General features: G+C 64.6%; 19 protein-coding genes. 13 read left to right on the forward strand and 6 right to left on the reverse strand.

The genetic code is table 11. The features are described from left to right. Positions 1-13 precede the first annotated feature (13 nt). On the forward strand, positions 14-955 hold the full coding sequence (locus tag NOG11_RS13085; RefSeq protein ID WP_256620224.1) for a glycosyltransferase family 2 protein: 942 nt from the start codon (positions 14-16) through the stop codon (positions 953-955). After that, positions 952-1,836: a glycosyltransferase family 2 protein gene (locus tag NOG11_RS13090; protein ID WP_256620225.1), complete on the forward strand. Its 885-nt coding sequence runs from the start codon at positions 952-954 to the stop codon at positions 1,834-1,836. The genes NOG11_RS13085 and NOG11_RS13090 overlap by 4 nt, the downstream gene beginning before the upstream one ends. Here the strand turns inward: NOG11_RS13090 and NOG11_RS13095 are convergent. Beyond that, positions 1,769-4,288 (reverse strand): glycosyltransferase, encoded by a 2,520-nt coding sequence (locus tag NOG11_RS13095; RefSeq protein ID WP_256620226.1) that lies wholly within the window; start codon positions 4,286-4,288, stop codon positions 1,769-1,771. The genes NOG11_RS13090 and NOG11_RS13095 overlap by 68 nt on opposite strands. 365 nt (positions 4,289-4,653) lie before the next feature. Between NOG11_RS13095 and NOG11_RS13100 the strand changes: the two genes are divergently transcribed. From NOG11_RS13100 to NOG11_RS13125, 6 genes are all read left to right on the forward strand, one after another. After that, complete coding sequence (locus NOG11_RS13100; protein WP_256620227.1) at positions 4,654-5,517, forward strand: sulfotransferase family protein; 864 nt, start codon at positions 4,654-4,656, stop codon at positions 5,515-5,517. Between the two features lie 11 nt (positions 5,518-5,528). Continuing rightward, complete coding sequence (locus NOG11_RS13105) at positions 5,529-6,395, forward strand: FkbM family methyltransferase (RefSeq protein ID WP_256620228.1); 867 nt, start codon at positions 5,529-5,531, stop codon at positions 6,393-6,395. A gap of 10 nt (positions 6,396-6,405) precedes the next feature. Further along, positions 6,406-7,890 carry a hypothetical protein gene (locus tag NOG11_RS13110; RefSeq protein WP_256620229.1) on the forward strand — a complete coding sequence of 495 codons (1,485 nt, stop codon included), beginning with the start codon at positions 6,406-6,408 and terminating at the stop codon, positions 7,888-7,890. Between the two features lie 63 nt (positions 7,891-7,953). After that, positions 7,954-8,448, forward strand: a complete 495-nt coding sequence (locus NOG11_RS13115; RefSeq protein WP_256620230.1) for a DUF2141 domain-containing protein — start codon at positions 7,954-7,956, stop codon at positions 8,446-8,448. Positions 8,449-8,540: 92 nt separating this feature from the next. Then, entirely contained in the window at positions 8,541-9,758 is a 1,218-nt protein-coding gene (locus NOG11_RS13120) for a lipopolysaccharide biosynthesis protein (protein ID WP_256620231.1), read from the forward strand. Between the two features lie 39 nt (positions 9,759-9,797). Beyond that, positions 9,798-10,925 (forward strand): CDP-alcohol phosphatidyltransferase family protein, encoded by a 1,128-nt coding sequence (locus tag NOG11_RS13125; protein ID WP_256620232.1) that lies wholly within the window; start codon positions 9,798-9,800, stop codon positions 10,923-10,925. On the opposite strand, the gene NOG11_RS13130 is transcribed toward NOG11_RS13125, so the two are convergent. Next, complete coding sequence (locus NOG11_RS13130) at positions 10,922-11,593, reverse strand: HAD family hydrolase (RefSeq protein WP_256620233.1); 672 nt, start codon at positions 11,591-11,593, stop codon at positions 10,922-10,924. The genes NOG11_RS13125 and NOG11_RS13130 overlap by 4 nt on opposite strands. Further along, positions 11,590-12,339, reverse strand: coding sequence for a phosphocholine cytidylyltransferase family protein (locus NOG11_RS13135; RefSeq protein WP_256620234.1), 750 nt, complete (start codon positions 12,337-12,339; stop codon positions 11,590-11,592). Before NOG11_RS13135 ends, NOG11_RS13130 begins: the two co-directional genes overlap by 4 nt. Positions 12,340-12,437: 98 nt before the next feature. On the opposite strand from NOG11_RS13135, the gene NOG11_RS13140 reads away from it, so the two are divergent. Next, on the forward strand, positions 12,438-12,872 hold the full coding sequence (locus NOG11_RS13140) for an HIT family protein (RefSeq protein WP_256620235.1): 435 nt from the start codon (positions 12,438-12,440) through the stop codon (positions 12,870-12,872). Positions 12,873-12,880: 8 nt separating this feature from the next. Here NOG11_RS13140 and mobA read toward each other — a convergent pair whose 3' ends face one another. The 3 genes from mobA to NOG11_RS13155 are packed head-to-tail and all read right to left on the reverse strand — an operon-like array spanning position 12,881 to position 15,578. After that, positions 12,881-13,627, reverse strand: a complete 747-nt coding sequence (gene mobA, locus NOG11_RS13145) for a molybdenum cofactor guanylyltransferase (protein ID WP_256620236.1) — start codon at positions 13,625-13,627, stop codon at positions 12,881-12,883. A gap of 2 nt (positions 13,628-13,629) precedes the next feature. Then, positions 13,630-14,811, reverse strand: a complete 1,182-nt coding sequence (locus NOG11_RS13150) for a hypothetical protein (RefSeq protein WP_256620237.1) — start codon at positions 14,809-14,811, stop codon at positions 13,630-13,632. Beyond that, positions 14,808-15,578: a sterol desaturase family protein gene (locus NOG11_RS13155; protein WP_256620238.1), complete on the reverse strand. Its 771-nt coding sequence runs from the start codon at positions 15,576-15,578 to the stop codon at positions 14,808-14,810. The genes NOG11_RS13150 and NOG11_RS13155 overlap by 4 nt, the downstream gene beginning before the upstream one ends. Before the next feature lie 361 nt (positions 15,579-15,939). Between NOG11_RS13155 and NOG11_RS13160 the strand changes: the two genes are divergently transcribed. Genes NOG11_RS13160 through NOG11_RS13175 form a run of 4 tightly spaced genes read left to right on the forward strand, consistent with a single transcriptional unit; the run spans position 15,940 to position 20,025 of the window. Continuing rightward, on the forward strand, positions 15,940-17,121 hold the full coding sequence (locus NOG11_RS13160) for an LptF/LptG family permease (protein ID WP_256620240.1): 1,182 nt from the start codon (positions 15,940-15,942) through the stop codon (positions 17,119-17,121). Then, the gene (locus NOG11_RS13165) at positions 17,118-18,188 is read left to right on the forward strand and encodes an LptF/LptG family permease (protein WP_256620241.1); all 1,071 of its coding nucleotides are present in this window, start codon (positions 17,118-17,120) and stop codon (positions 18,186-18,188) included. Before NOG11_RS13160 ends, NOG11_RS13165 begins: the two co-directional genes overlap by 4 nt. After that, positions 18,185-19,096: a diacylglycerol kinase family protein gene (locus NOG11_RS13170; RefSeq protein ID WP_256620242.1), complete on the forward strand. Its 912-nt coding sequence runs from the start codon at positions 18,185-18,187 to the stop codon at positions 19,094-19,096. Before NOG11_RS13165 ends, NOG11_RS13170 begins: the two co-directional genes overlap by 4 nt. Further along, positions 19,093-20,025 (forward strand): hypothetical protein, encoded by a 933-nt coding sequence (locus tag NOG11_RS13175; protein WP_256620243.1) that lies wholly within the window; start codon positions 19,093-19,095, stop codon positions 20,023-20,025. Before NOG11_RS13170 ends, NOG11_RS13175 begins: the two co-directional genes overlap by 4 nt. Positions 20,026-20,027: the final 2 nt, after the last annotated feature.

The following is a 20,027-nucleotide window of genomic DNA, read 5'->3' on the forward strand; positions in this document are numbered from 1 at the left end:
GTACGCTGCTCGAATGAATGATAGTCCGCGGGTCTCTGTCGTCATCCCGACCTACAACCGTCCTGAGGAGCTGCGCGAAGCGGTCACGTCCGTCTTTGCACAGAGCTTTCAGGATTTTGAAGTGGTGGTCACGGTGGATGGCGGCGGTAGTGCTTCGGCGGCAGCGCTGAAGGCCTTTCCGCAGGAGCGGCTGAGGGTGCTGACACCGCAGAGCCAGCTCGGCAACGCCGAGGCGCGCAACCATGCGATCCGTGCGGCCAGCGGTGAGCTGATCGCCCTGCTCGACGATGACGACCTCTGGAAGCCGGAGAAGCTTAAAAAACAAGTGGCGCTCTACGACGCCGTCGGCGAGCCGAGGCTCATCGTGTCCTGCCCCTTCGAGGTGAGAAGCGAGGCGGAGCATCTTCTTTGGCCGCAGCGGCGCCCGGAGCCGGACGAGCCGGTCTCGGAGTATATCTTCTGCCGTCACCGCAGCGTGGCGGTGGAGGGCGCCGTGCAGACCTCGACGCTGCTCGCGGCTAAGGCTCTCTTCGATGATGTGCCCTTCGACAAGAACCTGCCCCGTATGGTTGATCTCGACTGGCTGCTGCGCGCGGCCGAAGCTGGTGCGCCGCTGGCCTTCACCGAAGGCGATGAGGCGTTGTCCGTCTACGCCGTCGATGACAGCCGCGTCCGCGTCAGCCACCAGGCGCGCTGGCAGTGGGAGAGGGAGTTCGCGCGCGAGCGGCGTCATCTGTTCACGGACCGAAGCTACGCCGCCTTCATGCTGACCTCGTGCAGCCTGGCGGCGTCGCGCTCGAATGATCCGGGGGCGTTCCTGCCGCTGCTCGCAACAGCGCTGCGGGAAGGAAGGCCGAGCATGGCGGAGCTTGCATTTCATATGGCGAATACCGCCCTTCCCCTGCCTCTCAAACGAAGGCTGGCGGCGCTGCTCGCCAGGAAGAAACCCGCATGACGAGCCCGGTCTTCTCCATCATCGTGCCGACCTACAACCGTCCGAAGCAGATCGCGGACTGCATCGCGCACCTTCGCGGTCTGGCCGGCCCTCCGTTCGAGATCATCGTCGTCGATGACGGCTCCCCCGAACCTGTGGGCGGGCCGATCGGCAGTGAAAGTCCGGTTCCTGTACGGATCATTCGCCAGGAGAACCAGGGACCCGGCGCTGCGCGGAACCGCGGGGCTAAGGAAGCGGCGGGTACGTTTCTCGCCTTTACCGATGACGACTGCCGCCCGGTCTCTGGTTGGCTCGAGGCTTTCTACCGTGTGCTCAGTGAGAGGGGAGACGTTCTCGCCGGAGGTCCGGTGATCAACGCTCTCACCTCCAACCCTTACGCGGCGGCGAGCCAGGACATCATCACCTTCCTCTACGAGACCGACAACACCGATACGGCCTTCTTCACCTCCAACAATTTCGCCTGCCGGAAAGACGTCTTCGAAAGCGTCGGGGGCTTCGACGAAAGCCTGCGCATCGCGTCCGAGGACCGGGATTTCTGCATCCGTTGCCGCGTCGCCGGCATCGAGACGGTCAGGGTACCAGAAGCATCTATCGAGCACTTTCACGACCTCTCCCTCCGAAGCTTCTGGCGTCAGCATTTCCGCTACGGGATCGGCGCCAGGCAGCTCAGCGACAAGCTGAACGCAGGGCAGCCCGGCAGCGGATTGAGTGTTCGCAGGCCTGACTTCTACGCGCGGCTTCTCACCCACCCCTTGCGAAGCGGGGGCAAGCACCGTCTCGGGCGATCCCTGCTGATCGCGTTGTCCCATATCGCTATGGCTTTCGGTTTCCGCTCGGCTGCGCCACGGCCCTCGCGACCCAGGTCTGCGTCTTCTCCGTAAGCGGAGGAAGCTTGAGCCACTTCCGCGCCAGTGCCAGCCCGAAAGTGGCCGTGGAGTAGGTGTGGTAGGCCATGTGGAGGAACACGCCGCCGAGCGCAGTCAGCGGGCCACCGTGACGCGCGAGCTTGCCGAAGAAGTGAGTATTGGAAAGCACATAGGCGATGAACGCGGTTGCTGCTGCGATCCCGGCAGGCGGCGAGAACACCGTCAGCCCGGCGAAGAACAGTGTCATGATGGCGAGCACGGCCTTCACCCGCTCCGCGCCTTTCGCGTTGAGTGAGGCAGGGGCGCGGTTGTGCACGAGGAGGGTCGACCACGGTATGGCGCGGGAGATGATGTCGTCGCGCCAGAGCTGAGTCAGCTTCCAGTTCTTGAGATGCGTGCCCTGCGCCTCGGGCACCAGGCGGATGCGGTAGCCTCGATCGCGCATGCGGTAGCCGATCTCCACATCCTCCATGGCCGGCTTGTGGATGCTTTCGGAGAAGCCCTGCACCGCCGCGAAGGCGCTGGCGCGGATGACGCCGAGGCCGGTCCAGAAGGTGGCCGCCTCGCGCCGCCCGGTCTGGTGGAACTCGTGGTGCCGTAGATTGGCGTAGCGCGCCGCGATGTTCGGGCAGGCCTGCCTGGTCCCGTAGGAGCCGAAGGCCGCGGCGATGCCATCATCCGAAGCGACCTCGCGCACCAGCTTCGAAGGAGCGTCAGGCTCGAGCTCGACATCGGAGTCCAGGAACAGAAGATAGTCCGTGCTCGTCTGGCGTGCACCGAGGTTCCTGGCGCGGGCGGGGCCAAGGGGCTTGGCCCGCTCATGGGAGATGACCTGCGCACCGAGCTTTCTTGCGATCGCCGCCGTCCGGTCGGTGGAGCGATCGTCCACGACGATGATCTCGGCAGGAGCCGGAACGGCCTGACACGCGGCGTTGACCGCCTTGTCGATCGTCTTTTCGGCGTTGTGGGCGGGGATGACCACGGAGTACTTGGGTGTATCTCCATCCTGACCGTCGCTCTCGTCATCGTCCTTCTTGGTCACGAACTCCTCGTGGTAGGAGCGCTCCACATTGACCTCCCACAGGTCGTGCTCCGCGCCGAGAATGTTCTCCGCTGCCAGCATGGCCGTCAGCATGGAGTGGTCCTGGTTGTTGTAGCGGTGCATGCCGTTGCGGCCGACGGTCTGGAAGTTCTCGAAGCCGTCCAGCCACTCGCGGACGATGCCAAGCGCATCCGTGTACTCACCATCATAGACGGGATAGGCCTTAGGCTGACGGATCACCTTGCCGCCGAGCACCTTCGAGGCGGGGGCGAGGTTGATCGCTTCGAGCTCGCGCCCGGCCTGCTTGATCAGCTCCTCGTCGCTCGTCTCCCAGAGATTGTCGCCAGCGTGGCAGAAATACTCCATGCCGATCGACGAGGTGTGGTCGTTGGGCAGCATCTCCGGCGACCAGGCGCGGAAGTTCTGGATGCGCCCGACATTCACCTCGGGGCTGTGCACATAGATCCAGTTGTCCGGGAACGGATCGGCGTCGTCGAGCACCAGGGTGACGATGAGGAAGTCGCGGTATTTGAGCTTCTCCGCAGCCTCCATCACATAGGCGGGCGGCGGCGGGTCCATGACCCGAAGAAGCGTGCGCAGGTCCATCGAGTTGACGAAGGCGTCGCCCTCGACCCAGCGCTCCTCGCCCTGATCGTCCCTCACCAGGACGCGGGTGACGCGCATGTCCTCGCGCTCGACCTTGACGACCTTGTGCTTGAGGTGGACCGAGCCGCCATGCTCCTCGACCGTGTCGGCGCAGACCTCCCACATCTGACCGGGGCCGAGGCGGGGATACTCGAACTCCTCAATCAGGCTGACCGTGTCGTTGGCGCCCGTCAGCGCGTTCCAGACGGCCTTGGTGACCGAGAGGTTCTTGATGCGCTGCGCGGCCCAGTCGGCGCGGATCTCCGAGCACGGAATGCCCCACACTTTTTCCGTGTAGGTCTTGAAGAAGGTGTTGAACAGGCGCTCGCCGAAGCGGTTGGTGACCCAATCGTCGAAGGTCTCTTCCTGGCGGCGCGGGAAGACCTTCACCTTGCCGTAGCTGAACATGATCAGCGCAGCTTCCACGGGTCCGAGATTGCCGAGCGCGTTGGTGATCTTGAGGGGGTAGGAGTAGAACTTGCCGTTGTAGTAGATGCGCGAGAGGCGGGGCCTCGTGATGAACTCGTCCTTCAGGATCTCCTTCCAGAACGCCGTCACCTCCGGCACCTTGGTGAAGAACCGGTGCCCGCCAATGTCGAAGCGGTAGCCCTCGTGGCTCTCCGTCCGGGAGATACCGCCGACGATGGCGTTGGCCTCGAACACCTCCGGTTTCCAGTTCGCATCGAGTTTCTGCAGCGTCCGTGCTGCCGTCAGCCCTGCAGGGCCGCCTCCGATAACCACGAGGCGGCGCTCGTCAGGCCTGTCCAAACCATCCCACATATTCGTTCCCCAGCGGTGCTGTCGCCCGGACGAGCAGGCAGCTTTTACCAATCGCTAACTCACACAACCGCAAATCTATCCATTGCGAAAGGTGCGCTGCGGTCTCTTCTGGGTGATTCAGCCCGCGCCCAGGTGACAACTGCGCTCAGCGGATCTGCTGTTCCGGTGTAAAGCTGCGCCGTTCTCCAGCGGCCCTCCAGTGGTTACGGGCGCTCCAGAGAATTTCACCGGCGACACGGGATCGTGAAGCTCAGTCCCAAGCGCCTGAACTCGCTTGCCGGTATGCCGATCTTGTGAACTGCAAGCTCGGCTTTGGTAGCGCACACTTCTATTGGGAGACGCGCCCAGGGCGCGAGGGGAAGGGCATGGCGCAGCCAGATTTCATCATCATCGGCGGGACCAAATGCGGCACCACCAGCCTCACCGGATACCTCGATCGGCACACGGATGTGTACCTTGCGCCTAAGGAACTGCGCTACTTTACCAAGGAGCACCGCTGGCACCTCGGCGAGGATTGGTACCGACGCCAGTTTGCCGAAGCAGGGCCGAATCAGATCGTCGGCGAGGCCTCCAACGCCTATACGCGCGACCCTGTCTATGCCGGGGCGGCCCGGAGGGTTCACGAGGCACTCCCGGAAGCAAAGCTGATCTACCTCATCCGCGAGCCCTGGGCTCGCATGGCCTCTCACTACCGCCACCGCATGGTGACCGGGCGTGAGTGGCGGCCCGCCAATCGCGCACTTCGAGAGGAGCCTAGCTATCTGGCGGTGAGCCAGTACGGCCATCAGCTCTCTCTCTACCGGAAGCTGTTTCCGAAGAGGCAGATACTCGTTCTGTCATCGGAGGGGCTGTTCAGGGAGCCGAAGAAAGAGCTCAGCCGCCTCTGCGGCTTCCTCGGCATACCTTTCAAGGATCTCCCGCTGGAGAAAGAGAACGCCAGTGCCGACCGGCGGGCGGTTTCGAGCCTCCTACGACCGCTGGCCCGTTTCCCTTTCTTGCAGCCGCTCCTCCACCGCTCGCGCAACCTCCTGCCGGGAGACCTGTCGAGCGAGATCGCCTTCAGCGTCACAGGGGCCACGAAGCAGCTCTTCAACCGTAAGCTGAACAGCGATCGGCGGCTTCTTCTCAGCCTCATCGAAGAGGACGCTGTCTGCTGGCCTTACTACGACGAAGACCTACACTCCGAACCGAACCCGAAGCTTTCACCGACCCTCACGCAGGCCGTCTAGGAACCGAGATCATGGCACCCACCGAACATTCCGCCCTGCAAGTGGGACTACACTCCATGGGGCTGAACTACTATTACGGGCGGAAGCGCGCCAGGATCGGCTGGCACCACTTAGCAGGCCGTATCGGAAGCGCGGTCGAGCAGGTCAGCCCTCCCGTCTATCGCGGCATCAAGGGGCTGATGGCGCCGGGACAGCCTACGGAGAAGGAAGAGCCCCCCCTCCCCCCCTTCGGCAGCACGTTCGAAGTCGACGACATGGTCTTCAGGATCGACCCGCGCATGTCGGAGTTCAACATCCGCAAGCTGATGCGCGGGCGCCACACCTATCACGAGCGGCTCATCCTCAAGGACATCCTCGAGCCAGGCGACCGCGTGCTGGAGCTCGGCGGCGGGATCGGCATGGTGGCGATCTTCAGTTCCAAGATCGTCGGTTCGGAGAACGTCACGTCCTTCGAGGCCAATCCGGGTCTCGAGAGCCTCATCAGGGACAATTACGAGCTCAACGGCGTAAGCCCCACCCTCAAGGTCGCCATGGTGGGCGAGACGGCGGGCTCCCGAACCTTCCACGTCAGCACGCAGTTCTCACGCTCCTCGATCTTCGATCCGGGCGGGGAGACCAAGCCCGTCGAGGTGCCGGTGCTTCCCTTCGCCGAAGAGCTCGCCTCCATCGAACCGACCGTGCTGGTGATCGACATCCAGGGCGGCGAGCTGGAGCTGATCAACTACGCGGACTTCTCTTCGGTGAAGAAGATCCTGATCGAGTTCCACCCCAGCATGACGGGGCTCGGGCCTATCCACCGTATGCGGCATAAGCTGCGAAAGCTGCACGGCTTCGCCGAGGTGGCGCGGCATGGGAACAGCTTCGTCTATAAACGCTAGGGAGGTTCACATGGCCGGTCGGGACTGGATCAAGACGGCAGTCTTTACACTGATCTTCCTCCTGCCTGCCATGCTCAACCGAGGCGCGATCCATTTCTCCGACCTCGGCCCCTACCACCGGGGCGGGGAGATGATCGTGACGACTTTCGCAGGCATCGTTACCAGTCCGAAGGACGCGCCCTCTTCCGAAGTTCAGAGCCCGGCTTCAGGCGAACCCGACCCTTCGCCAGAACGCGATGCTGCCGCTGCCGGTGAAGGTGCAGCGAGCAACATCAAGGGCGTACGCTCTCCCTATTACAGCCTTTTCGCCTACACCCTCTCGTCTGCGGCGCCGCGGCTGTGGCTTCTCGCCGGCGCACAGGCGGCGATCCTCGGCTTCGTGTTCGCGGTGACGGCCAGGACCTACAGCATACCGATGACCCTCGCCGCGGGGGCGGCAGCGCTCTCTTCCGCCGGGCCGGTAGCCTCGGTGGCCGGTCCCGACATATGGGCGGGCATCTTGATCCTAGCTTGGGCGCTTCTGACCGTTCCCGGAAAGACGATCGTCCCGTGGGTGCGGACCAGCCTCGCTGTTCTGCTGATCGCCTCCGTGCTCTTCCATGCCAGCCATCTGCTTCTCGCGATCGGGCTCGGTGTGGGCAGCGTGATGCTTCTTCTCCTCGTTCCAGGTTGGTTCCGCAGTGAGCAGAGGAAAGGTCTCGGGGTCGCCATAGGCGGCTCCTGCGCGGCCATCGCCGTGACGGTCCTAGGCGGCCTCGTGGCTTTCGAGGAGCCGTCCATTGCCCCCAAACAGTACCCGATCGTTCTTGCGCGCGCCCTCGCCGATGGCCCGGCGCATGACTACCTGACCGAGGCCTGCCCCGATGCGGACTACGTGGTGTGCGAGCTCTACGGAGAGGATATTCCCGACGATGTGGGCGAGTTTCTCTGGGGAGAGCGAGGCGTGAGCCGGATCGCCACCCCCGAGCAGCTGGGTCGCCTTCGCCGCGAAGAGGGAGCGATCATCGCCGCCGCCATGCGACGCGATCCTCTGGAGCAGATCGGTGAGACCTTCGAAAATGTGGTCGATCAGTCGCTTCGCTTCTCGCTCAAGGGTACGGAGTTCGGATTGTTTCATCGGGTCGAGCCGAGCGGAGAGCTCGTCACCGATGGTGAGCGCAATTGGGGCGAGGCGCTTCGGAGGTTCATTGCCCTGTCCTCGGGCGTCGTCTGGTTTGCCCTGGGTGCGGCAGGGCTCGCCCTAGTCCTCTCCGGGAGGGCGGAGGGAAGGAGCCGCGCGCTGCTTCTCGCCGCGATCATTCTAGGAGGGATCGCCGCCAACGCCATCATTTGCGGGGCGCTTTCGGCGCCTGTGCACCGTTACGGGGCAAGGGTGATCTGGCTGGTTCCCTTGGGGGCGGCTGCCATCATCGCCCTGACCGGCAGCCTGGAGCGGTTGGCGAGCTTTGGACGGGCTCGCCTGCAAGTCTTCCTTACCCGGCGGCAGGCTACGTAGGGATAAGGATCGAGCCGTGCGATGGGGCTCGCGCCAGGCTTCGTGCCGCGCTAGGCTCTCCGGATGAGACGACTTTCTGCATGCCTCTTCGTTCTTCTCGCCCTCGGCAGCATCTCAGGCCGGGCGCTAGCTGAAGAGCTGGATATCAGGCCGGACGAGGCCGGCGATCTTTGTGATGAGAACGCGCGGCAGCTTCGGGTCACGGTCGCCGGGATACAGCACAGCGAGGGCATTCTCACGGTGGAGCTCTACCGCAACGAGCAGCGCGGCTTCCTTCGCAAGAAGGGCCGCCTGCGCCGGGTTCGCGAGGCTGCGAGCGAGGGAGAGCATACGGTCTGCATGAACCTGGCTAGCGCTGATCTCGTGGCGGTGGCCGTCTATCACGACGAGGACGGTGATCGCGATCTCGACCAGAAGTGGAACAAGATGCCGAAGGAGCCCTTCGGCCTCTCCAACAACCCCAAGCTGCGGCTCGGCTTTCCGCCCATCGAGCCGAGCCTGATCGCCATCGAGCCCGGCGGCGCTGACATCGTGATCGACCTCCGGGAAGCGGAGTGACCGGGGCGGCCCCAACCGCTCCCTCCCTTCCCCAACACCGCGTCGGCCGCAATGCAGGGATCATGGGGGCGGCCAACACGATCGGCGGCCTCATGGCCCTCGGGGCTATCACCATCGCCGCCCGAAGCCTGACCACGGCCGAGTTCGGCACGGTGGTGTTCCTCCACGGCGTGGTCCTGTTCCTGACCGAGACCGCCACCTTCGATAGCTGGCTCCTGGTGGTCCGCGAGGGCTCTCATGCGCTGGTCTCGGGGTGTCGAGATCGCTTCGCCCGGACGTTGCGGTTCAGCATCGCCCTCGACGCGCTGGCAGCGGTGCTGGCGTTCGGTCTCGCAGGTGCAGTCCTGCTGCTGCTTCCCTCGGATATGGGCGCGCTGGAGGGCGTCTCGACGGGCCTAGCCCTCGCCTATTTCAGCCTCGTCCTGTTCCGCCAGACCTCGGCCAGCCACGGTGTGTTGCGGGTGTTCAGCCGGTACGACCTGCTGGCGGTATCCACCCTCTTGAAGCCCTCTCTCCGGCTTGTCGGCAGCTTCACGGCTGCTGCCATGGGAGCGGGGCTCGGAGGCTTCCTCGCCACGTGGTTCGCCGCATCGGCGGGTACCTATCTCCTCACCATCTCCCTGGCGCTGAGGGAGCTCCACCGCAGAGGGCTTCTCGGCGAGGTGTTCTCGGCGCCCCCTAGCCTCAAGGCGCCGGTCGAGGGCGCGTGGTCGTTCACAGGTCTCACCAATCTGAGCAGCGGCCTCGACGCCGGAACCCGCAAGCTGCCGCTTCTCCTCGTCGGCCTCTTCGCGGGACCCGCGGCGGCAGGGCTCTTCAAGATCGCCGAAGAGGTGGCGAGCCTTCTTTCGAAATCGGTGAAGACCGTGGACCGGGTCATCTTCCCCGCCTTTGCCGCCTATGACGCCACTGGAGAGGCGAAGGCTTCGAGATCGCTGATGGCGAAGACGGCGCTGTCCTTTGCCGCTGCCGGTGGTCTTCTTGCGACCGGGCTTGCCCTCACCGGGGAGCCGGTCATGCAGTTCCTGTTCAGCGCGCCCTATGGCGATGCGGCGATGACCGCCGCCGTGCTGGTCGCGGCGGGGACGATGACGGCCGTGGCCAGCCCCATCCTCTCCGCCAGAACAGCGCAAGGAAAGCTGAAGGCTCCGGTGTTCCTGAAACTTGCTGGGCTGGTCGTCATGGTCGCAGCGTTCCTGCCCCTGACCCGGCTCTACGGACATACCGGCAGTGCAGCGGCAGTCTTGAGCGGAACGCTGCTGGTCGCTATCGGGGCAGCCCTCACCATGCCTGCCAGACCGCGCGGCTAGCTCTTCGCCTTCCTTTTCGCCCCTCTCAGAAACGCCTCGATGATGTCTCAGACCAGCCCTACCCTTACCCTTCACGGCGACCTTCCGGTGGAGCTCTACGGACTGCCGCTGCGGGAGTGGCAGGGACGTGCCTGGCGGTCGGCCGGAGCGGAGGTTCAGGAGGAAAGCGCTGACGCAGCGATGGTGGCCTCGGCCGGGTGGGTCCTGTCGAAAGGGCTCCTCCTGGCTCTCGTCCAGCAGCCGGGCGCCGCCCTCGTAGAGCGAACCGCCGCGGGCGACGCGAAGCTGGTGGCCGCCCACTGCACGACCGACGAGCAGCGCCGCGTTGCGCTCGAAGCTTTGGATGCGCCGTCGGCGGACGAAGCCGCTTTGCAGGCCGTCGGTCTCACCCCGCAGAACGCCGAGGAGCTCGCCGGGCGCTACAACCACCAGCTCCGCAAGCGCGAGACACCCTACGCCATCGACCTTCTCTCCGAAGGTGTTCCGCAGGCTGAGAAGGAGCTCTTCAAGAGCTCCTACAAGGGGGTGACGGACTTCGTCACCAAATATGCCTGGCCCGTCCCCGCTCGCTACGTGACCAAGTGGTGCGCCAAGGCGAAGCTGACGCCCAACATGGTGACGACCGCGAGCCTGGTGCTGGTCATCCTCGCCTTCTGGTTCTTCTGGCAGGGTCAGTTCGCTCTCGGATTTATATCGGGGTGGGCCATGACGTTCCTGGATACGGTGGACGGCAAGCTGGCGCGCACCACCATGCAGAGCTCCGAATGGGGCAACGTCTTCGACCACGGCATCGATCTCATCCACCCCCCCTTCTGGTACTGGGCATGGTATGTGGGACTGCAGAAGCTGGGCTATGGGGCACCGTGGCTAGATGAAGCGCTCTGGGTGATCCTGGTAGGCTATGTCCTGGGGCGGGTCATCGAGGGCATCTTCATGCGGGTGCACGGCTTCCACATCCATGTCTGGAAGCCGATGGACAGCTTCATGCGGGAGATCACTGCGCGGCGGAACCCCAACACCTTCATCTTCATGGTGATGGCGATCATCGGGCTACCGGTCCTGGGGTTCGGTCTGGTGGCCGTCTGGACCATCGTCTGTACGCTGTTCCACCTGGTCCGGCTCGTCCAAGCGGGTACGCAGAAGAAGACCTCCTGGCTGGAAGCCTAGGGCGTTTCCCAATCGGCGATTTCGAGGCCCAAACCGGAGGCCTCCTGCGCGAAGCCCGGCTTCGGGTTCACCACCAGACCGCGCGGCGCTTTCGTGAGAAGCGGAAGGTCCGTGTGGTGGTCGGAGGCCATGAAGTCGAGGGTCCCGCCCTGCTGCTCGATCATGCCCATCACCCGGCGTTCTTTCTCGGTCCCGTAGCAGTTCGGTGTGGCCAGATGAGGGCTCAGGCGTTCGTCCTCGTTCCAGGAAAGCTCCGTCGCGACCACATGGTCGAAGCCGAGCGCCTGGCCGAACCGGTCCGCCACCAGATCAATCGCCGCGGTGGCGAGGACCAGGCATGAGCCCCGCTCCCTTTCGGCTTCGATGGCCTGCCGGGCGTAGGGGCGCAGGCCGGTTTGCATCACATCCTCCGTGAACCTCGCTGCCAGAGCCCTCAGCTCGTCCCGCGAGCGTCCCGCGAGGCGAGCGCGAAGACCGGCGATCTTCACCTCCTCCCGCTCCGCTTGGCCAAGGGCGTAACGAAGAGCAGCGCTAGCCTCCCCGAGGAGAGAGGCGCCCCGCGATACCGGACCTTTCGAAGCGTAGTCGAGGAAGGCGCGCCAGGTACTCCGCCTCGTGATCGTCCGGTCCAGATCGAAGACCGCAAAGGACTGGCCCTTGGCCTTCACCGGGAGGGGGCGGGAGAGGGAAACTCTCCGCTGCGGAACATCTCTTGGAGGGCGCGGTAGTCCTCCTGCGTATCAAGCTCGGCGAACTGCCTACCGGTGATGTCGCAGGTCGTCACCGGCTCGCCGCGACCGGCCACGGCGTTGATGGCCTTGAGGAACCAGGACGTGTTCCCCTCGGGCGTGCGCATCATGGCTTCGAGTTCCGCCACGTAGCGGGAGGGTCCGTCGCCGGTAAAGCGCAGCATACCGATGGACTCGGCATCGGTTTCCTGGGGCGAGAGCGTCTTGCCGATGGCCGTCAGCGCCTCGCCGTTAAGGGTGACTTTCATATCGTCGTCGTCGTAGTCGTTCTTTTTACTGATGGTCACCGAGATGCCGTTCGGCGGCACGGCCAGCACGTCGCGCAGCAGCGCCTCTTCGAACAACGTGTCGCCGTTGATGAGGAGGAAGTCGCCCTGCATCTCCCCCCGCGCCATCCAGCAGGAAGCGAGGTTGTCGGCGATGTGGTAGAAGGGGTTGAAGAGGGTCCGTACCTTAATGCCCGAGGCTTTCTCCACTTCCGCCTCGACGAGATGCGGCATGTAGCCGGTGATGACCACCGCCTCCCTCACCCCGCAGGCGGCCAGCGTGTCGAGCTGCAGGCTAAGAACCGTCCGCCCACTAATCTCCAGCAGGCATTTGGGAAGAGTGTCGGTGAGGGGAAGAAGACGCGAACCCCGCCCGGCGCTGAGGATGATGGCTTTCATGGCTTTGCTCTGCTGTTTTCGGTCACCATGCCCTGAAAGAGCATGCTAGGGCTAGAAGAGAGAACGGATGTACGGTGAAAAGAGAGGGGAGAAACGCTGTGCCGCACCATGCGACCTATGAAGCCTTCGGCGGGGATGCCTCGCTCATCAAGGCGTATGAGCACTGGTCGGTGCTGATCAGACCGAAGCAGGCGACCCTCGGCGCCATGGTGCTCGTGGCCCACGCCGATGTCACCAGCTACGGCGCGCTTCCGGCGGAGGCCTATGCCGAACTGGCGGCGGTGGTGCCGGATATCGAAGCCGCACTCGCCAAAACGTTCAGCCCCCAGAAGATGAACTATCTGATGCTGATGATGGTGGACCCCCATGTCCACTACCATGTGCTGCCGCGCTACGAGGCGGCGAAGGCGTTCGAGGGGGTAGAGGTCACCGACACAGGCTGGCCAGGGCCGCCCGACCTTAAGAACCAGACGCCTGAGCATGTGGCGAACGCCGCGCGCGAGGTCCTGATGGGCGCCTGGCCCAAAGGATAGTCGCCGCCTCATGCCCGGCCTGCCAGGATCTCTTCGACCAAGGTGAGGTCCGAGGGCTTGTCCACATCGACCGCCGCCTCGGCCGGAAGATACACCGCGCCGATGGACACGCCGGTCTTGCGTTCGAGCTGGCTGAAGAGCTGCTCCGTAGAAAGAGCTTGCAGGGCGAACCTGAGCAGGACGGACGGCCCGATCTCCGAGGCCAGTTTGAAAGGCCTCTTGCGGTGCGCCTCGAGTTTCCTCCAGAAACGTGCGACCGCGAGCGCCTTCTCGGAGCGCATGTAGAAGAGGTTGCAGCCGGTGAAGGAACGGTCGGAGAGGCGGATGAAGGTTCGCTTGTGGCCGGGGAAACGGGCCTCCACCGTCCGGCGGTCGGCAAGCCCGACGACGAGATCGCTCTTCTGGTCCTGCGCTTCCGTCACGAAACGGGAGACCGTCTTTACCGAGAGAAGGGCGTGGTCTGCCGTGGTGACGAGGAGGGGGAAGGCCGCACCCTCGGCTCCAGCCAGGACGGCGGCCGCCGGTCCCTCCCCGCCCCGGACCGTATCGCCGTAAGGCTCCGCACGTTCCGCGGGGAGGCCGGAGACCAGCACCTTCGCCTCGGGGAGGGCCGCGCCTACCGCCTCCGCCACGCGGGAGAGCATGGTCCGCCCCCCGACCTCGATCAGCGCTTTGGAGGGGAGGTCTCCGTACTCGGACAGAAGCGGGTCGGGTCCAGGCCTTCGCCCGGCCAGGATCAGCACAGACTTCGTCACGGCTACGAGGCCTGTCCGGCCAGGTTCTTGGTGACGATCTGGTAGCGCTTGTAGACCTCCGCCCCTGAGAGGGCGATCAGCTTGCGGACGTCCTTGTTCTGCTCCAGCACCCAGGAGAGCTCGCAGCCTTCGACGCCGCGCTTGCGCCCCTCGGCGAAGGCGGCCTCGAAGAGGCTGCAGACGAGAGCCACCCCTGCCCGCGACTTGTGGTGCTCGCGGCGTAGACCCATCAGCGCCATGCGCGAGGTCTTGGGCGTCTTGAGTTTGAGGCGGGTAAGGAGCTTCGCCCAGCCGAAGGGGAGCAGCTTGCCGTCGAGGTCGCGCGCGGCCTCGTTGACGTTGGGCAGCATCACCACGAAAGCCACGGGCTCCCCGTCCGCTTCGCCGAACCAGAAGCGGTCGGGGGTGAGGATCGGCTTCAGGCTCTCCCCCATCTTCGCGACCTTTTCGGGAGGGAAGTTCACGTGCCCCCAGTTCACCGACCAGCCATCGTTGAAGATGTCCATGGCGGTCTGGAGCTCTCGGTCGAAATCCGGCTTTTGCACCTGGCGCACACGGAGATTGGGATCGTTCTCCACCGTACGGCAGAGGCGCTGGACCACAGGCGGGCGCGGATAGTGGTCGCGCAGACCGACATAGTAGGCCAGGAGATCGGCTGCCGGTTCGTAGCCTGCCTCGCTCAGGCGTTCGCCGAGGCCCTCCTTGTGATGAGGCATCATCAGCATGTCGGGGGTATCGAAGCCCTCCGTGAGAAGACCGACTTCGTCATAGATCCAGAAGCTGTAGGGACCCGCCGCTTCCCGGCAGCCTATGCCCAGGAGATGATCCTCCGCGGCGTAGAGGAGGATCTTGAGCGCGACCTCATTGTCCGGATCGACATCGAGCGCGCCGAAATGCCCCTGTCCGGCGCCGTACCGGGCGTCGTAGTGGTGGTTGCGGAAGGCAGCGATCCTGCCGACAGGCTTCTCGCCGTGATAGGCGACGAAGAGCGCCATGTCCCCGAACATCGGATCGGCGAGCACTTCTTCCAGATGCTCCCGGCGCTCCATCCGCAAGGGAGGGTGCCAGTTCGCATCATCCCGGTAGAGGCCGTAGGGCACGGAGAGAAAGTCGTCCTGCCCTGCCCGGTCCGTGACGCGGACCACCTTCAGTCCGAGCTGCCCGCCGTCCACCTTTCGGGTCACGCAGGCTCTTGAACGGCTCGGGCTTCACCCGAAGGCTTCTTGCCTTCGCCGACGGTGAGTCTGTCCACATGGGGATATCGGCGCGCGACCTCACCATGATAGCCCAGGCTGCGGACGTCGGGGCTCTTCGGCCATTTCGCGCCGACCTCGCGGTAGAAGGTGCCGAAGAGGCGGTCGGGCCAGAACTCGATGATGCCGTAATTGCCCTTTTCGTTGTGGAAGTGGTGGAGAAGGTGCAGGCGCTTCATCCGGCGCAGGTAATTGCTGTCCGGCAGATAGCCGAGATGCTGGATGCAGTGCACATACTCGTAGACCATGGTCATCACGAAGCCCGCCGCACTGGCCCAGAGAAGGCCAGCGACGCCACCAATGGCAAAGCCGACGGAGCCGGTCAGGATGACGACCGTGGGGATGGTGTGGGTCAGGCTGCCGAACAGGACGGCCAGGTTGTTCGGCTGGCGATGGTGGTCGTAGTGGATGCGCTTCCACACCTTGCCGGTGAACTCGGACTTCCACAGGAAGCGGCTGTGCAGCACGAAGCGGTGCAGCACGTACCAGAACAGCGGGTAGAGCAGCACCACGGCGCCGACGCTCAGAAGCACCTGGAAGACGCCGATCCCCCCAATGGTCAGGGCAGCCGCCACTGCTGCAACGGTGAGGAGGAAGTAGCCCCATACGCCCGGATAGGTGACATAGGCGCGGTTCAGCGCCGCCATGTCCATGCGGTCGAGGAGATGCTCCTGATCCTTCCAATGTGTCACAACCACTCGCATTCCCCGCTTGCAAACCGCCACACCAAGGGGGTGGGACCACGCCACGGATTCAAAAGACTGTCGCCTCGTCGTTATCGAAGCGTCATATTAGTTGCCGCTTTTCGCTCGCATTACAACGGTCGTCGAACCGGTGCGGCGTCTCGCCCGATCGGACCCTTGATCGCCGGGGGAAGTGCGTAACGGTAGGAGATACAACGGTCTTACGGCGGGTGCCGTTCCATGACGGGACAGCCCCTTACGATTCGAAACGAATGTTTTGCTCTATGGGTAAGGCCGTAGACGCTACCCAAACCAAGACAGACCTGTAATCTGTCCTTCACAAGCGCGCTTCCACCAACCTTCGGAAAGCCTACCGATGCTTCTCCTGCGTACCATCGACAGGCACCTCTTCTTCTCCACGGCGAAGATGGTGGGCAGCCTGGTGCTGTTGGCGCTCTGCGTACTGCTGCTGGAGCGGTCGCTGCGTATCATCGAGATCACCAGCGCCAGCCCGGCACCCTTGAGGGATGCCACGAGGCTGATGCTGAACCTCATCCCCCACTATCTGGGCCTGGCCTTTCCCGCGGCCCTGATGATCGGCACCATCGCCCGGATGAGTTCGCTCTCCAGGCTCGAGCAGATCACCGCGCTTCTCTCGACGGGCTACTCGCTGGTGAGGATCGCGAGGCCGTTCCTGGTGCTGGCTTTGCTGCTGGCGATCGGGTCGCTGATCGTGGAGGGGTACCTGCAGCCCCTGGCCCGCTACAGCTACCGCGAGGCGGCGCATCTGGCGAAGCAGGAGACCGTGGTGGGCGCGTTCCAGCGGGGCGAGTTCGTCAGCTTCGGCGACCGCACCTCCTTCGTCCGCAATGTCGGCGAGAACGGCGAGATCGAGGACGTCTTCATCTATGAGCGCACCAGTGACGGCGGGGTTCGGGTGCTGACGGCGCCTGCCGGACTGATCAGCTTGGACGAGGAGACGCGCCAGACCGGTTTCCGCCTGGCGCGCGGCGTCTCGGTCGAGGCCAGCCGCGAGGGCGGCGTCTATGAGCGGGTCGATTTCGACAGGCTCGCCACCAGGACCGACCGCGAGATCGAGATGTTCCGCTCCAGGGGCAATGACGAGCGCGAACTGACCATGGGCGAGCTTCTTCGGGGGGAGGCCGTCGAGGCGCTGCCCGAGGAAGAGCGCGACGATGCCGCCGCCGCCTTCCACTTCAGGGCCGGGCGGGCCGCCGCTATCTTGTTCTTCCCGCTTCTCGCCGTTCCTTTGGGCCTCGTGTCCAACCGCTCGAACCAGTCGGGCGGGGTGGCTCTCGGCCTTCTCTATCTGGTCGTGATCCAGAAGCTGTTCGAGGCCGGTCAAGGCGCCGCCGCCGCCGGTGCCATCCCGCCCTGGGCAGGGGCGTGGCCGGTGGTGCTGCTCGTCGCCGTCACCTCGGGCGCGCTCTTCTGGCGCTCCGCCTACACCCTCGCGCCGCCGCCCATGGAGACGCTGACCAGGGGCATGACGCTGCCCAAGCTGCGCCTGCCCTTCGGCCGGATGAGAAGCGCATGACCCCCTTCTGGCGGCTGACCCTCTACCTCTCCGGCATCTTCGCCAAGCGCTGGCTGGTGGTCACCTTGGGCGCGGTGAGCCTGGTGGCGCTTCTCGACGGTCTCTCCAACGCATCGGAGATCGCCGCCAGCGAGGGGGGCAGCCAGCTTCAGTACCTTTTGGCGAGGGCGCCGGTGATCTTCGACCGCCTGCTGCTCATCACGCTGATGCTCACTCTGATCCTCACCTATCTCTACCTGATCGGTCAGCGGGAGCTCGTGGCCATCTCCGGATCCGGTGTGTCCGCAGCGCAGCAGCTTCTCGTGCTGCTCGTGCCGCTGACCGCGTTGAGCGTCCTCTCCACCATCTTCATCGACATCACCGTGCCGCGCAGCGTCGCCCATCTTCAGAGCTGGTCGGCCCCCGGCTACGACACCAATCTGATCTCGGACGATGACCCGCTCTGGCTGGTCGAGGACGACACGCTGATCCGCATCAGCAGCCGAAGGCGCTCCGACGGCATCGGCGAGGTGGAGTTCTTCGAGCTCGGAGAAGATGCCCAGGTCGAGCGGGTCACCTTCGCCGAAGGAGCCGTCTACGAAGGACCACGCCAATGGCGGCTCCTCGACCCCGTCACCTACAGCACGGTCAGCGACGACGAGGTGACGAGCCGGAGCTCATGGTCCTCTCCCCAAACACCCTCCTCCCTCGACCTTCTGATCGCTGCACCGAGGGACGTGTCGCTGGCCACCATGTGGAGCCTGAGCCGTAAGACAGGATCGGGCGCGCGCCCCGGCTTCAGCTACGACACGTGGTTCTGGCACCGGTTGACCAGGCCTTTGGCCGCCATCGGGCTCCTACTGCTCACCGTATCGCTGATGCAGCGTTTTGGGCGTAGCGATGGCGGCTACGGCGCGATGCTGGGCGTACTGACGGTGGGTTTCGGGTACATGATCGCCGAGGGGGTGCTTCTGTCCCTTGCCGAGTCCGGGGTCGTGCCTGTGCTGCCGACCATCGGCATCCTCGTCGGTCTTCTCACGCTTGGCGGGCTCTATGCCTGGCTCGGTCAGGAAACGCTCGAGCGATGAGCCTTACCCTCATGGTCATCAACCCGCTCGCCGGGCGGGTGGCACGCGGCGGCAGCCTTCTGGCGGCGCTGAAGGGCAGGAAGGACGAAATCATCGAGCCCGACTTCTCCCGGCTGACCGAGCAGCTACGGCCGTATCTGGAACGTGTAGAGACGATCGCGGTGGAGGGCGGGGACGGGACCGTGACCGGCGTCGCCCACGCGCTCCTCGAAGGGGTACCCGGCGGCGAGCCCCTACCCCGCTTGATTATCGTGCCGGGCGGCACCACCGATCTCGTGGCCTCCGTCCTGGGCATGTCCCGTTCGGAGGAGAAAATCGCCAAGCTAATCGCCGGCACGGGGAGAGACACAAACCTTCCCGCCCTACGCCTGGTGCTCTCGAGCGGTGAGACGCGCACCGGGTTCTTTCTGGCCAGCGGGTCGATCCCGCGGGCTGCCATCTACTGCCGCGAGGTCATTCACGAGCGGGGCGTGACGGGAATGGGCTCGGTCGCGCTTGCGGTCCTATCCTCCGTCCTCGGCAGCAAGGAGCACCGCAGGCGCATTCTGGCCCCGACGCCGTTTCGGATGGACACGGACAGCACAAGCGAGGGTCCAGAGCACCGGTTCTCGATCCTCACCACCCTCCCCCATCTGACGGGCAAGTTCGCCCCGTTCTGGGGAAGCGGCGAAGGGCCGATCAACATGCTGATGGCGAAGGCGGAGAGCCGCAACCTGACAGGCGCCCTGGCCAAGGCAGCCGTCGGCGCGGCGGGGCCGGGGCTGGAGAAGTACGGCTATGTCAGTGAACGTGTCGAGGCGGCGGCCATCGAGCATGACGGCACCTATCTTCTGGACGGGGAGATGTTCGAGAGTGCGACGCTCCAGGTGACCACGAGCCGCCCCCTGATCTTCCGTACTTCGTCTTGAGCAGCTTGGAGCCCATCTACCGCGCCGTGCGGTCGCAGCAGGACGGCGGGCCGGAAGTGGCCGCCTCCGCAGCCGCGGCGATCGAGGCTGTGTTTCAGAAAAGCGACGCGGTGATCCTTGGCATGCTGTTCTACGGCTCGCGCCTCAGAGCCAGCAGCGATGCCGGGAAGATGGTCGATCTCTACGTGCTGATCGACAGCTACGAAGCCTTTCACGAAAGCCCTCTCCGCCGCTTGGCCTCTCGCTTGGTGCCGCCTGACGTCTTCATGCTGACCACCGAGGACGATCTCGGAAGAACGGTGTCGATCAAGTACTCCGTCATCACCCTTTCGGCCTTCGAGCGGTTATCGAGAGGCAAGCTAGGAACGAGCATCTGGGGGCGTTTCAGCCAGCCGGTCCAGGTGGTGAAGGCCCGTGACGAGGAGACACGGACACGCATCCTCACAGCCCTCGCCCAGTGCATGGAGAGCTTCTGCTTGGCCACCGAAGGGCTCATGGGGCCGTCCTTCACCGCGCGTGAGTTCTGCCGTGAGGGTCTGGCGCAGTGCTACCGCACGGAACTCCGCGCTGAGCGACCCTACGCGCGTGCAGAGGAGATCGTCGCCAGCAACCCAGGCTGGTTCGAGAGGATGGTGTCCTCCGTCTACGGCTCTCCAGATGAAGACGGGCAGTATCGTTCTCCCCAGGGTCGCCGCAGCAGAGCGGCGAGGGGCTGGTGGTTCCTCCGAAGGCTGACGGGGAAACCGATCACAGTCCTGCGGGTGATCAAGGGGGCGCTGACCTTCGAGCACGCTGTCGACTACGCGCTGGACAAGCTCGAGAAGCATTCAGGCGTCAGGCTGCACCTCACCGATGCCCAGAGGAGGAGACCGCTTCTATGGTCCCCGGTCCTCCTGTGGAAGGCCGTCCGCAGCGGGGCCTGGCGCTAAAG

Origin of the sequence: Parvularcula maris (assembly GCF_024505085.1) — a bacterium.
Taxonomy (GTDB): domain Bacteria; phylum Pseudomonadota; class Alphaproteobacteria; order Caulobacterales; family Parvularculaceae; genus Parvularcula; species Parvularcula maris.

What these genes read in the sequence shown, in the direction of transcription:
- NOG11_RS13085 (WP_256620224.1), top strand. Translation starts at nt 14, where the DNA reads ATGAATGATAGTCCGCGGGTCTCTGTCGTCATCCCGACCTACAACCGT.
- NOG11_RS13090 (WP_256620225.1), top strand. Translation starts at nt 952, where the DNA reads ATGACGAGCCCGGTCTTCTCCATCATCGTGCCGACCTACAACCGTCCG.
- NOG11_RS13095 (WP_256620226.1), bottom strand. Translation starts at nt 4,288, where the DNA reads ATGTGGGATGGTTTGGACAGGCCTGACGAGCGCCGCCTCGTGGTTATC.
- NOG11_RS13100 (WP_256620227.1), top strand. Translation starts at nt 4,654, where the DNA reads ATGGCGCAGCCAGATTTCATCATCATCGGCGGGACCAAATGCGGCACC.
- NOG11_RS13105 (WP_256620228.1), top strand. Translation starts at nt 5,529, where the DNA reads ATGGCACCCACCGAACATTCCGCCCTGCAAGTGGGACTACACTCCATG.
- NOG11_RS13110 (WP_256620229.1), top strand. Translation starts at nt 6,406, where the DNA reads ATGGCCGGTCGGGACTGGATCAAGACGGCAGTCTTTACACTGATCTTC.
- NOG11_RS13115 (WP_256620230.1), top strand. Translation starts at nt 7,954, where the DNA reads ATGAGACGACTTTCTGCATGCCTCTTCGTTCTTCTCGCCCTCGGCAGC.
- NOG11_RS13120 (WP_256620231.1), top strand. Translation starts at nt 8,541, where the DNA reads ATGGCCCTCGGGGCTATCACCATCGCCGCCCGAAGCCTGACCACGGCC.
- NOG11_RS13125 (WP_256620232.1), top strand. Translation starts at nt 9,798, where the DNA reads ATGATGTCTCAGACCAGCCCTACCCTTACCCTTCACGGCGACCTTCCG.
- NOG11_RS13135 (WP_256620234.1), bottom strand. Translation starts at nt 12,339, where the DNA reads ATGAAAGCCATCATCCTCAGCGCCGGGCGGGGTTCGCGTCTTCTTCCC.
- NOG11_RS13160 (WP_256620240.1), top strand. Translation starts at nt 15,940, where the DNA reads ATGCTTCTCCTGCGTACCATCGACAGGCACCTCTTCTTCTCCACGGCG.
- NOG11_RS13165 (WP_256620241.1), top strand. Translation starts at nt 17,118, where the DNA reads ATGACCCCCTTCTGGCGGCTGACCCTCTACCTCTCCGGCATCTTCGCC.
- NOG11_RS13170 (WP_256620242.1), top strand. Translation starts at nt 18,185, where the DNA reads ATGAGCCTTACCCTCATGGTCATCAACCCGCTCGCCGGGCGGGTGGCA.